Annotated in this window: 8 protein-coding genes; 1 reads left to right on the top strand and 7 read right to left on the bottom strand. The window is 59.2% G+C overall.

Going from position 1 to position 13,511, the window contains the following annotated elements:
• A partial coding sequence (locus tag D8V06_RS24010) for an aldehyde dehydrogenase family protein (RefSeq protein WP_130931943.1) occupies positions 1 to 529 on the bottom strand: 529 nt, incomplete at its 3' end.
• Positions 530 to 679: 150 nt separating this feature from the next.
• Here D8V06_RS24010 and D8V06_RS24005 point away from each other — a divergent pair.
• Complete coding sequence (locus D8V06_RS24005; RefSeq protein WP_130931942.1) at positions 680 to 1,627, top strand: LysR family transcriptional regulator; 948 nt, start codon at positions 680 to 682, stop codon at positions 1,625 to 1,627.
• Between the two features lie 19 nt (positions 1,628 to 1,646).
• Here D8V06_RS24005 and D8V06_RS24000 read toward each other — a convergent pair whose 3' ends face one another.
• The 6 genes from D8V06_RS24000 to recC all read right to left on the bottom strand — a co-directional run bounded on the left by D8V06_RS24000 (position 1,647) and on the right by recC (position 13,361).
• Positions 1,647 to 2,150 carry an OmpA family protein gene (locus tag D8V06_RS24000; RefSeq protein ID WP_130906209.1) on the bottom strand — a complete coding sequence of 168 codons (504 nt, stop codon included), beginning with the start codon at positions 2,148 to 2,150 and terminating at the stop codon, positions 1,647 to 1,649.
• 16 nt (positions 2,151 to 2,166) lie between these two features.
• Positions 2,167 to 3,423 carry a diguanylate cyclase gene (locus tag D8V06_RS23995; RefSeq protein ID WP_130906208.1) on the bottom strand — a complete coding sequence of 419 codons (1,257 nt, stop codon included), beginning with the start codon at positions 3,421 to 3,423 and terminating at the stop codon, positions 2,167 to 2,169.
• Entirely contained in the window at positions 3,420 to 3,995 is a 576-nt protein-coding gene (locus D8V06_RS23990; protein WP_056854908.1) for a YfiR family protein, read from the bottom strand. Before D8V06_RS23990 ends, D8V06_RS23995 begins: the two co-directional genes overlap by 4 nt.
• Positions 3,996 to 4,114: 119 nt before the next feature.
• Positions 4,115 to 6,223 (bottom strand): exodeoxyribonuclease V subunit alpha, encoded by a 2,109-nt coding sequence (gene recD / locus D8V06_RS23985; RefSeq protein WP_130931941.1) that lies wholly within the window; start codon positions 6,221 to 6,223, stop codon positions 4,115 to 4,117.
• Positions 6,220 to 9,912, bottom strand: a complete 3,693-nt coding sequence (gene recB, locus D8V06_RS23980; protein WP_130931940.1) for an exodeoxyribonuclease V subunit beta — start codon at positions 9,910 to 9,912, stop codon at positions 6,220 to 6,222. Before recB ends, recD begins: the two co-directional genes overlap by 4 nt.
• Positions 9,909 to 13,361, bottom strand: a complete 3,453-nt coding sequence (gene recC, locus D8V06_RS23975) for an exodeoxyribonuclease V subunit gamma (protein ID WP_130931939.1) — start codon at positions 13,359 to 13,361, stop codon at positions 9,909 to 9,911. The genes recB and recC overlap by 4 nt, the downstream gene beginning before the upstream one ends.
• Positions 13,362 to 13,511 lie beyond the last annotated feature (150 nt).

Here is a 13,511-nt window from a genome sequence, read left to right as displayed (position 1 = left end):
AGGCGATGGCCATCGGGAACATCCACAGCGGAATCATCGCCGGGAAGTTGAACGGGGTGATGCCGGCGCACACGCCGATGGGTTGGCGCAGGGTGTAGGTATCGACACCGCCTGCGACGTTTTCAGCGAACTCGCCCATCTGCAGGCTGCCGATGGAACAAGCGTGCTCGACCACTTCCAGGCCTCGGAAAATATCGCCCTCAGCGTCGGCAATGGTTTTGCCCTGCTCGGCGCTCAGCACCACGGCGATGCGCTTGGAGTGCTCGCGAATCAATGCCTGGAGCTTGAGCATGATGCGCATCCGCGCGCCGATCGGTGTCAGCTTCCAGGTCTGAAAGGCACGGTGCGCGGCGTCGATGGCGGCATCGACTTCTTCGGCGGTGGCAAACGGCACCTTGGCCAGGACTTGCTGGGTCGCCGGGTTGACGATGTCGTGCCACTCGGTGGACTTGGATTCGACCCACTCGCCGTCGATCAACAGCTTGACCTTTTGTACGGTGGTGTCGTTGGGCGTGAGCGATGCGTTCATGTGGGTCTCCTGGACGTTGTTTTTATCAGGGGAGCCAAGGCGAAAAGGTCGCCTTGAGATGAGGCGTGTGCCGCGATTTGTTTATCGGGCTGTTTTTGGAGTATAGATGTGCAAACTTCTAATAAGAACGCACATTAAAGCCGGTCCATCATGCAAAAAAACATCACGTCCTTAGGCTCGCTGAACTGGGATGACCTCAAGTTTTTCCTGGAAGTGGCTCGGACCCGCAAGGCCAGTACCGCCGCCAAGCGCCTGGCCGTCGACTACACCACGGTGTCGCGACGCATCAGTTCTCTGGAAGCCTCATTGGGAACTCTGCTGTTCGAGAAATCCCGGACCAGTGGCTTTGTCCTGACCGCTGAAGGTCAGCGTTTGCTGGGATACGCCGAGGCAATCGAAAGCACGCTGCACATGGCGTGCGAACAGGTTTCAGGGTCTGGAGTGGCGTTGTCCGGGCATGTGCGCATGGGCTGTACCGAAGGCTTTGGCAGCTTCTTCATCACGCCGCAGTTAAGCCATTTCGTCGACACCTACCCGGCGATCTCGGTAGACATCCTGCCGCTGCCGCACTTCATCAGCCTGTCCAAACGCGAAGCCGACATCGTCATCGCCCTGGAACGCCCGGAGCACGGCCCCTACGTCTGCTGCAAACTCTGCGACTATCGGTTGCAGCTGTACGCGACACAGGAATACCTGGATAAACACCCGCCGATCCGCCGTCCGACCGACCTGGCCGAGCACTCGTTTATCAGCTACGTCGACGACCTGGCGTTCAGCTCCGAGCTGCTGTACCTGGCCAACGTGCTCCCGGGCGCCAGCGCCAACTTGCGCAGCACCAGCGTGATCGCGCAGTTCGTGGCGGCGCAGCAAGGTCGGTCGCTGGCGATCCTGCCGTGCTTCCTCGCTGCGCAGGATTCACGTTTACTGCCGGTGTTGCCGGAAGAGATCAACATCACGCGGCAGTTCTGGATGTACTGCCGCGAAGACCTGCGCAAGCTCAAGCGGATTACCCTGTTGTGGGATTACATCCGTGAGGTGACGGAGCTGAATGGCCCGTTGTTATTGGGTGAAACGCGGGAGTTGCTGTTTAACGAATGACTGGCCGAGGCCTGTGTCATCAATCGGCACTGACCACAATCGATACCCGTCGATTTTCAGTACGGCCGGTGGCGGTGTCGTTGGATGCCACGGGCTTGCTGCTGCCAAGGCCGCGCAACTGAATGTTTTGCTGCTGCATGCCGGCAGCAGCCAGAACGGTACCGACACTTTTTGCGCGGCGCAGGGAGAGTTGTTCGTTGTAGGCTTCTTTACCCGATGCGTCCGTATGACCATCGACTCTTACGCGCTCTATCCCGACGCCCAATAGCGACTTGCCAATGCGCTCGACAATCTGCGTGCTCTGCGGATTCAGGCTGTCAACATCACTGCCGAACAGCACTTTGCCAGACAGGCCAAATGCCCAGCCCTCATCGGTCAACTCGAAACCCTGCTGTTTCAAGACCGCTATCTGCGCCGGTGTCAGGCCTTTTTGCGGTGCAGTCTGGCAACCGCTCAGTGTCAATGCGGCCAGGATCAGCGGGAGAGTAAAAAGTCGAAAGGATCGGGAAAAAAATGAAAACACGGTACGAGCTCCTGAGTTAAACGTCGGCGACAGGGTGCTCCGACCCTGCCGTGTGCTGGGCGCCTCGGGCGAGGCGCTTGGCTTGGTACATCGCTTCGTCCGCTGCGTTGAGCAGCGTACCTGGGGTAACGCCATGATCGGGGTACACGGCGATACCGATACTGAGTGAGGTCTGTGCCTGGTGATCACCCGGCAACAGAATCGGCGCCTCCATGCTGGCAATGATCTTGTCGGCAATCCGCTCTGCGTCTTCGGTGGTGTGAAGTGGCGTCAGCAGCACCGCAAACTCATCGCCTCCCAGGCGTGCCACCAGGTCATCTTCGCGCAGTTGGGCGCGAACCCGCTTGGCCACAGCCACCAACACTGCATCGCCAGCGGCATGACCATAGTTATCGTTGACTTCCTTGAACCGGTCGCTGTCGAGAAACAGCACAGCGACTCGCTCGTCGAGCTTGTTGGCATTGCGCAGCGCGCGCGTCAGCCGACCTTCGAAAAACGCCCGATTCGGCAAGCCCGTCAGACTGTCATGACTGGCCTGGTGAGCCAGGGTCTCGTTCTCGTTCTGCAAATGGGTCTGCCAGGATTCAAGTTCATCGAGCAAGGCATTGAAGTCGCTGCCAAGGTTATCGAGTTCGGCAATGGTTGCGGCAGGTACGCGCCGATCGAATGCCCTCTCACTGCGAGCAGCATGAGCAACAGAAGCCAGGCTGCGCAACGGGCCGATGATGCCGCGAAGTTGTCGACGCGCCAGATAGAGCGCGACCCACGCACTGATGGCGGTGCACAGGACAATACCCACCAGACCACTGAGCAAGAAGCGCATCAGGCTGCCGCCATGCCCGATGAGCACAATGCTGCCAATCTGCCGATCCTGGTGAACGATCGGCATGTTGATCGGCTTTTCCAGAAAAACCTTGGCCAACTGCATTTCGAGGTCGGACAGCAAACCGGTTTCCGGTCGCTGCCAACGAGCAAGCAGCCGACCCTGCATGTCCAGAACCTGGGCGTCGGCTACCTCTTCGGTGGAGGCGATCAGGGCCAATGCCTCTGTGGCCGCGGATTTGTCATTGAACACCACCGCAGCTTCCACGGTGTAATTGATCGAGCGCGCGATCAAATGCAGGTTGTGATCGGCGTACACCCGCAAGGCCAAAACACCCAGCAGCGTCAGTGAAACGCTGGCCATGGCCACACCCACCAGCGCGACGATCAAATGACCACGACCGATGACCGAGCGCAGGGTCGGACGAGTCCCCGGCTTGAACAGGCTCATGTCGCCGCCGGTTTGCGACGGGACAATTGCAGTACGCTCGGATGAATACGCACTCCGCTGCGGGCAACCGAGTCGAGGTTAACCTCGAAAGACACCTGATCGTCGGTGACGCGCAGACAGAAAAGACTGCCGACCGTGCACTGATCATCGCTTTCGCTGATGCTCAACACCGGGCGCCCGGTGAGCGAGGCGAATAGCCGACTGCGTTCGTCACTGGTCAGTTTGCCGATGTACACCGCATTGCATTCACCCGCGATGGACGGGTTGTCCGCCAAGAGTCGTTGCACCGTCACGGGCCGACCTGTCGCCTGGGTCGTGCCTTTGACCAGATCGTCAGTGTACTCAGTGGGGCCAACGACACAGAGGCGCAGTTGCGCAGGCTCGACCGGCCAACGGGCGTAACTGAGAATTCCCAGCACCACCTGAGTCACTGACTCGGCACGCTGGTCGGCCATGCTCGACGGGGTTTGCGGCTGAGCGAAAGCGGCAGCCGACAGCAAGCTGAGAAGCCCGGCGAGCAGTGCTTTTTTGCAGTCAGCGATACGCTCTGTCGCCCGGACAGCCACCTTCATGCAGGGATACTCTTCGATCGTTACCAGATGATGCCGCAACGATAGCATAGCGGCGTAACGCCAGCGAGGCCGCGCATTACGGCACTTCGGACAGTGTGCATAGCCTCGCGCCGCTGCTTTCAATCCGTCGTATAGCTGCTCTCTTTCAGCTCCAGCATCAGCCCACTCAAACGCTTGACCTTGCGCCTCACCGCCTCTTCAAACACGCCGGCGCGCGGTTCGATCAATGTGAACCAGTCCTTGGCGCGAGTGATACCGGTATAGATCAGCTCCTTGGTCAGCACCGGGTTCAGCGCGTCGGGAAGAATCAACGCAGTGTGGGCAAATTCGGAGCCTTGGGACTTGTGCACAGTCATGGCATACACGGTTTCAACGTCATTGAGCCGACTCGGCAAGACAAAACGCACACCGCCCTGGCCGTCGTTGCGTGGAAACGCCACTCGAAGCACCTGTCGACCAGCTTGCGGCCCCTCACGTTCGGGAAGCTTGAGTGCAATGCCGATGTCGCCGTTCATCAAGCCCAGGCCATAATCATTTCGGGTCATCAAGACTGGTCGGCCTTCGTACCACTGCTGGTCACTGTCGATCAAACGCGCTTTGAGCAGTGCATCAGTGACTCGCTGGTTCAGCCCCTCCACGCCCCAAGGCCCCTTGCGAACGGCGCATAACAACTGAAAGGCGTCGAAGGCTTGCAAGACCTGTCGGGCCCAGTCGATCCAGCGCGGATCATCAGATGGACAATCAAGCGCCGGCCGTTGATTGCGCAGCAGGTTCAGATAATGCCGGTAGCCTTGCGCGCCTTCTCCATGGCCTTCGAGCAACAAACGCTCCAGCGCCCGGTCCTGTTCATTCTTGAGAGACAGGCTGAATACATCGTCGTGGCTGCGCACCGTCAACAGCTTGCGCGCTTCCTCCGGTTGTTGCTGGTTCACCCAGCGGGCCAACTGGCCAATACCACTGCCCTCGCCGAAGCGCCGCGAGTGACGCAACATCACCACTTGCTGGGCGAGTGGATGCGTACCCTGGGTGTCTTCCTGCAATCCGCTGGTGTCCAGATTTTCGCCACTGACCGCCTCCAGCCATTGGCGTGTCTGCGGGCTATACCAGCCAGCCTCGGCATCACGGCACAGATCGCCCAGCACTGCGCCGGCTTCCACCGACGCCAGTTGATCCTTGTCCCCCAGCAGTACCAGACGAGCATGCTCCGGCAGTGCATCGAGCAGGTTGGCCATCATTTCCAGGTCGATCATCGACGCTTCGTCCACCACCAACACATCCAGTGGTAAGCGATTGCCGGCGTGGTGGCGAAAATGTCGCGTCCCCGGACGACTGCCGAGCAGGCGGTGAACCGTGGTGACATCGGACGGAATTTTTTCGCGAATGGCTTCGGTGACTTTCAACGTTCGGACTTGCTGGCTGATGGACTCCGTCAGCCGCGCTGCAGCCTTGCCGGTCGGTGCGGCGAGACGAATGCGCAACGGCTTGCCAGCCTCGACGGCCGGTGCCTGGAGCAACGCCAACAAGCGCACAACTGTAGTGGTCTTGCCGGTTCCCGGACCACCGGTGACGATACTGAAAGCGCCGCGAGTGGCCAGGGCACAGGCAAGTTTCTGCCAGTCGATGACCTCCCCCGGCCTGGCTGGGCCGAACAAACCGGTGAGACGCTCGAACAAATCCTCCGGTGCGGCCTCATGCGTCGCCAGGCGCTCGCGCAGTGAGTTGTCGATACGCCGCTCATAAGCCCAATAGCGGCGCAGGTACAGACGCTTGCCCGATAACACCAACGGCCGTGTCTGCACGCTTTCTCGTTCGTCGGCGGCCAAGGCAACCAGACTGCTTGCCGCCAGAACCTTGCACCAATGGGCGCCATCCAGCGCTTGCAGTAACTGTGAAGGCAGCAACATCACACCACTCTGAAGATCGCCTTCCGGAGGCAACGACAGGGCGAAGTCAGGCTCTTTCAATGTCTCGAACAGGTCCAGACAAACATGCCCGTGTCCCAATTGATGGCTGGTCAACGCGGCCGCCAGCAGCACCAATGGGTCATCATCCGGAGCCAACTCATGAAGAAAGGCCACGAAGGCTTTATCCAGTGCTCGCAGCCAGCCACGCTCGACCCAACGAGTCAGCAGCAACAACAGGTCGTCCGCAGAACTCAAGGGTGCAAGGTCCGCAAGGCTTTCCGCCGCCAATGAAGTGGGCAGCAAATCGGCGAAGGTGCGGCTCATAACAATACTCCCTGTTCCCACGCGGGTTCTGCCTTGGGCTCCGGTTTACCCTGAAACATCCGGTCCAGCCGCTCGATCAATTCTCTGGGTGGGCGGGCAAAATAAACGCCACGACTGGATGCCCGCGTCCCGCGCAGGAAAATGTACAACGCACCGCCGACATGCCGATCGTAATCGTAATCAGCCAGCCGGGCCTTGAGCTGACGATGCAGGGCCAACAGGTACAACACGTATTGCAGGTCGTAGCGATTGTCGAGAATCGACTGCTCCATGGCCTGCTCGGTATAGGCCAGGTCGTCGACCCCGAGCCAGTTGGATTTGTAGTCGGCGACGTAATAGCGGCCATCGTGTTCGAACGTCAGGTCGATGAAACCCTTGAACATGCCATTGAGCAACACCGGCTCGGCGGCCACTCGGGCCACGCCGTTGTGCGTGTACTGGCGCACCAGCGCATCGAGCTTGAGTACATCGACCTTGTGACTGGCAAACCAGAATTCCATTTCGACCTGATACTGGCTCAACTGCTCGAAAATCACCGGCGCCTTTCCCGCACCTACGGGCAGCGGCGATTTGAGCAGATGCACAAGCCAGTCACTCAGCGTAGTGATCCAGCCTTCCCAGCCACGCCGATTGCAACGACGGGCAATCGCATCTTCCACCGTTTGTGGATTGGCAGAAAAACCTTCATCGCCAGCCCATTCAAGCAAACCATGAAGGAAAGTGCCCGGGTTCGGGCCGCGAGGGAATCGATGAATATCGGCACCGCCGGCCGCCATCTCCCGGGGTGCCTGTGGATCGAGGCGTTCGTCATCGAACAGCTTCTGCGCCTGCGGACTCTCGGGCGCTTCGTCTGTCCCCACGCTCAGGATGTCGCTGATGCGCAAGGCGCTGTAAGAGGCGATCCACCAGTTCTCGGCCGCCTTGCGTAGCGGGATCAATGGTGTGAGCAATGCAGCTGTGTTCAGCGGTGGATGGTAATGCTCGCTGGTTGCTTCCGGCATTTCGCTACAGCTGATTGCGGCACAGTCCTGTTGCAGCTCTCGCAACCAGATGCTCAAGCCCGCCGACTCGCTCAATGAACTACCGCCGCCCAACAGATATCCCAGTGCCGACAAGTGCAGTACCGAGCTGTTGTTACTGCCGCGCTTGAGATCCGCCACGCCCAACCAGCACGCATGTTGCGCCCGGGTCAGGGCGACATACAGCAAGCGCAAATCCTCCGCCAGGCGTTCCTGATCGGCCAGGGCGATCAGTTCAGGCGTAGGGTTCAAAGTGATCTGGGCCTTGCCCGTGGCATCGTGGTAATGCAAAGGCAGTCGACTGCCATCCACCGGTTTTGCCGAGCAAATGAACGGCAGGAACACCAAGGGATACTCAAGCCCCTTGGACTTGTGAATGGTCACGACCTTGACCAGTTGCTCGTCGCTCTCCAAGCGCAGGATCTGCTCTTCGCCGGCTTGACCGGACAACGCCAGATGCTCGGACAAGTGCCGGATCAGGGCCTGCTCACCGTCCAGTTCGGCGGCCGCCTGTTGCAGCAATTCGGACAGGTGCAAAAGGTTGGTCAACACCCGCTCGCCGTCGCTGCGGGCGATTAACGTCTGGGGAAGCCGGAAGTCATGCAGCAAGCGTCGCAGCATCGGCAGTACACCCTGCTTGCGCCACAACTCGCGATAGCCACGGAACTGCATGACCCGGGATTCCCAGGCCAGTTCGTCCTGGTTCAACTGCTCAAGGTCCGTCAATGACAGATTGAGTGTGATGCTGGCCAGCGCGGCACGCAGCGGACGTTCGACATCGGGCTCGGCGCAGGCTTTCAGCCATGTCAGTACGTCATGCGCTTCCTGTGCAGCGAACACCGAGTCCTTGTCCGACAAGTAGACACTGCGCACACCGCGGGCAGTTAGTTCGGCACGCACGGCCTGCGCTTCCTTGCCATCGCGCACCAGAATGGCGATGTCCGCAGGCATCAGCCCTACCAGATCCCGATCGTCACGTGCGAAGCCTACACGCCCCTGTTGCCCGCCATTGAGCAAGGCGGTGATTTCACTGGCGCACGCGGCGGCCAGTTGTTGACGGTAAACAGCACCAGACAACGGTTGCTCGGCGGACAACTGCCAGATGTTCAGCGCCGGGACGGTTTGCCCATTGCTCTGCAGAACTTCCTTGCGCCCCTGCGATGCCACAGGCTGGAACGGCACCGGATTTTCACCATTGCCTTCACGGAACAGAAATGCCCCACGCCCCGATTCGCGCGACTCGGCACAGTCGAACACATGGTTCACTGCGCGGACCATGCCATGGCTGGAGCGGAAGTTGGTGCCCAGAGTATGCAGGCGTCCGGTGGTTGCCTGTCGCGCGCGAAGATAGGTGTAGATATCCGCGCCACGGAATGCATAGATCGCCTGTTTCGGGTCACCAATCAGGAACAGCCCGCTGTCGGGACTATTGTCTTCAATACGATAGATGCGCTCGAAAATCCGGTACTGCACCGGGTCCGTGTCCTGGAATTCGTCGATCAACGCCACGGGGAACTGTTCCCGGATCAGGGTCGCCAACCGTTCACCGCCATCTGACTGCAACGCCGCATCGAGGCGCAGCAACATGTCGTCAAAGCCCATTTCCGCGCGGCGACGCTTTTCCTCCTCGAACCGCGTGCCGACCCAATGGGCGGCGTGTTGCAGCACAGCGGCATCTGGCGTCGGCAAGTTGTCGAGACAGGCTTTCAACCCGGGCATGGCGTCCAGCCCCGGATGATTGGGGACCTCACCCTTTTTCCAGGCCTCGGCCATACCCTCGGGAGTCAGTCGAGTGAAACCGGTGCCGATGTCCAGTTGCTCAAGGGTTTCATCGTCGGCCCAGGCTTTGATCTTTTCGAACCAGGGTTCGAAATAACGTGCCTGCATCTTGCGGCCGTCGACACTTTTGCTGACAACCCCTTCGTGGCAAATCATCAGTAGCTCGTCGGCCCACTGCCGCCAGGGCAGCTTGAGTTCGACCAACGCAGCCCGGCGCTCCTGCAAACACTCGGTAATCAACTCGGCGGGAGCCTTGCCTTCGACGTTGCCGCGCTCGCTGGCAAACAGTCCACGAACCTGCGGTAGCAAAGCGGCTGGCCCGCCCCAGTTGGCGCGTACCCAGTTCAGCGCATCGCCCTGCATCGGGTAGCAAAACAATCGCCAATAGTCACGCAACACTTCGCCCAACAGGTCGCTGTGATCGGTTTCCAGTGTTTGAGTAAAAAGACTGCCGCTGTCGAATGCGTGTTCACGCAACATGCGCTGACACCAGCTGTGAATGGTCGAGACCGCGGCTTCATCCATCCATTGGGCGGCAATGTCCAGGCGATTTGCGCAACCGGACCACTGCTCTGGCGGATACTGGTCACGCAACTCGGCAATCAGGCTGTCGGGCGACGGTGTTTCATCGCGGAAAAATCGAGCGGCTTGCGCCAACCGGGTTCGAATGCGCTCACGCAACTCTTTGGTGGCGGCATCGGTAAAGGTCACAACGAGGATTTGCGGAGGTAAAAGCTCACGTCCAAACCCGTTGGACTCCACGCCATGGCCAAGAACCAGGCGCAGGTAAAGCGCAGAAATAGTGAACGTCTTGCCGGTCCCGGCGCTGGCTTCGATCAACTGACTGCCGCGTAGCGGGAACGCGAGGGCGAGCGGTGTCTGGGTACTCATGAGCGCCCCTCCTCGGTGGACAAGGAACGCCAAGGCGCCTCAAGCAACGGTCGATAAAGCGCGTCACACCAATCGGTAAACGTCTCATCGGCGACCAACGCGTCGTAGTCGGCGAACTGACGAACCAGCGCCACACTTTCACGGCGTTCCCCATCAGTGTTCACGCCGTCACCTTCATAGGCCTTGCGCGCTGCCGCTTCGGCTTTGACCGGGTCACTCTGACCCAGCCAGGCAAAGGCTGTTTTCACTGCCACAGGAAGTGGCTGACGCATGCCTGACTGCCAGGCCAACAACAAGTCCCCCAGAATGCGACGCGCGGGTTCCGCATCCATTGGAGCGAGCAGCAGACTGTCATCACTGGCCACCAGCGCGGTGGTCATCGACAAACCACTTGCGCAAGCGACCAAATGATTGACCCAGGGTCGGATCAGGCGATGCCATTTACGAGACTTGATCGCCCCAATGCTGTTGGGGATCGTGGTGATGGACAGCAAACCACCATCAGTCCGTTGATGCAGGCCACTGAGCCAACCTTCGATACGCAGGGCATGCAACTCCAGGCTCACCGGCAGTGCGCTGGTGAGTCGCGTTGGCCACAAGGTCAGCAACTGCTGATAGCGTTGCAGCAAATCCGGCAACGGCTCGATCAATTCCCGTTGAAGGCACTCACCGAATCCTGCCATTGGCAGCAGACCGCCGTTTTGTAGACGCCGGGCTTGTACCTCCAGCGCCTGATCGATGTTTTCCAGGTCTGCCAGTCCCGCTTCCAGCAAACTGTCGCTGAGGCTGTATCGCTGCAACGCATCCAGGACAAATGGTTCCTCATCCGCCAAAGGCACTTGGGCCGACTCAAAGAACACCTTCAACCGCTGACTGAAAAAATGTCGCACAGGGTTGCGCAGGAAATCCTGCAGTTGACCGAGACTGAGTGGTTCATCTTGCACGTGGGCATCAAGCCGCTCGATATCAGCCGATTGTTCCGCGAATTTATGCAGCACCTGCCATTCGCTGGCGTAACTGAACAGCTCATCGCCCTCATGAAAATAGCGGGCGCTGAAAGGTTGTAGAGGGTGTTCCTGCGTGATCGCTTCGAGCAGGTCTTCACTATCCTGGGCCAGTCGCCAACCGCTCGCCAGGTGATCACGCAACTGACCAATCAGTACCGACGCTGGGCGCTCGCTGTTGTCGCGAATGCTGCGGCCTACCCAACTGATATAAAGCTGATCACGGGCCGACAACAGCGCCTCCAGCAGCAGGTAGCGGTCGTCTTCGCGGCGCGAGCGATCGCCGGGGCGGTAATCACTTCCCATCAGGTCAAAGTCCAGCGGCGGTTGTGCACGCGGATAATCACCGTCATTCATGCCCAGCAAGCAGACCAATTTGAAAGGGATTGCCCGCATGGGCATCAAGGTGCAGAAGTTGACAGCACCGGCCAGAAAGCGCTGAGACAATCGCCCTTGATCAAGCCCCGCAAGCCAGGCTTCACGGACGACAGTCAGCGGCAAATCGTCTTGCAGGCCTACCGCCTCGCAGTTCTCAAGCCAGGCTTCACGCAACTCTTCAAGCTGAGTCAACACGTAGTCGTCGTGCTCGTTACTGGCCTGGAAAAACAACGACACCAATGCCTGCAGCCGCAAACTCCACTGCTGGGGTGATGCCGGCTGCGTCAGTTCCCGGTGCGCAATTTCCAGCGCATCAAGCAGCGCAACCAACGGGCCGATGAGTGCAGCATCAAGCCCGCCGATCTCGTCATAGGGCTCGATGCCTTCACAGGCACTGGCGCTACCGACGGCATACCCGAGCAACATCCGCCGCAGACCAAAACGCCAACTGTTTTGCTCCAGGGCTTGCGGCAAGCCGAGACCGGCACGTTGCTCGGCATTCATGCCCCAACGAATGCCAGCTCCTTCGATCCAGCGGTGCAAGGTTGGTAGATCGCGCTCCTCTACTCCAAACCGTGCGCGCAATGCAGGAACATCCAGCAGATCAAGGATCTCGCTGACCGGGAAACGGCTGTCAGGCAGCTTGAGCAAATGTTCGATAGCGATCAGTAATGGATCACGGCCACGCTGGCCCTGGTCGGCAAGCGTGAACGGAATGAATCGCGGGTCTTGTCGCTCCAGCTGACCAAACACCGCGCGAATGTGCGGTGCATAACTGTCGATATCCGGGACCATGACAATGACATCGCGAGGGCGCAATTGTGGATCGGCACTGAAACGCGCCAGTAACTGATCGTGCAGTATCTCTACTTCTCGTTGTGCGCTATGGGCGATGTGAAACCGGATGGATTGATCTGCATCCAGATCTACAGCCGGCCAGCGTTCACGGGTTTCATTCAGGGGACGTAACTCGAGGATGTCGTCCTGCAACTGATTGAGCATGTTCAGCGGCTGGCTGTCGCTGAACAGATCAATGCGGCCATCACGGAAGGCCGAACGATAGCTGTTGGGGTCGTCGTAGCTGTCCAGCAGGTTGATGTAGTCTCGTCCTTGCTTGCCCCACGCCGCCAAGAGTGGATGGGCATGTTGATGAAGCGTTTGGGAGTCGAGGACAACCGGCATTCCGCTTTTGCGTGCCTGGCGCTTGTATTGATGCCGCAACAAGTCCTTATCGGCGACGATGTCGGCCCAATGGTGACGACAGGGATTATGAACGCACAGCAGAACCTGACTGAAACGGGCCAGCCCCGCCAATGCTTCCAGGGCTTGGGCCGGAAGAGAAGAAATCCCGAATACGATGACTCGTGAAGGTAACCCGGGTGGGGCCACATCGAGGCTGTTGATACGCTCCACAAAGCGCTGATGTACGCCGGCTCGGCTTTGCGCCATGCCCTCTTCACCCACATCCAGCAACAGAGCACGCCACAACTGCGCTTGCCAGCAATTGGCAGCAGTCAGCGGTTTGGGCTCGCCTCTTGCGTTACGTAACTGATGTCGACCTTCCGCCCAGTCTTCGAGCCAGTCGGCGCGGTACACCTGATACTGGTCGAACAAATCAGCCAGCCGCTCGGCTAACTGGTAGCGTTTACGCAGATCATTGTCGTTGGTCAGAAAACGCTGTAGCGGTTCGAAGTGAGGTTCATTGATCAACTGCGGAAGCAGGCGCATCAGACGCCAGGTCAACGGGGATTTATCGAGCAGAGACTTGGCCGGAATTTCGTCGCGTCCAAGGACCATGCGATAGAGTTGCCACATGAAACTGCCAGGCAACTGCACGTCGATGGCGGCGGCGATTCCACAGCCGCCCATATCGTCATCTTCAGCGTCTTCAGCCAAAGCCAGCTTCAGCCATTGCGCAATGCCGTTGCTCTGCACCAGGGCAATTTCATTTTCCAGGGGAGCCAGCGGGTAGCGCCGCATCCAGCTCACCACCAGGCTGCGTAACTCGTCCAGGCGGTTGCCGTGAACCACCATAAAACCAGCACTGAGGGACGTTGCGTCCGGCATAAAGGCTTCCTTGGAAAATACAAACGCTAGGGCCGAACCTTAGCATTGTCGGGACATGCTGACAGCGAAGACGTGCCCGGCTTTGCTGTAAGAACTTTCCTGCGGACAAAACAAAACCCCAACTGCTTTCGCAATTGGGGTTTCGGAATT

It is taken from the genome of Pseudomonas sp. Sample_24, assembly GCF_004307605.1.
Taxonomy (GTDB): domain Bacteria; phylum Pseudomonadota; class Gammaproteobacteria; order Pseudomonadales; family Pseudomonadaceae; genus Aquipseudomonas.
The sequence above is the reverse complement of the archived record's forward strand: the minus strand, read 5'-3'. Positions and strand labels throughout refer to the sequence as shown.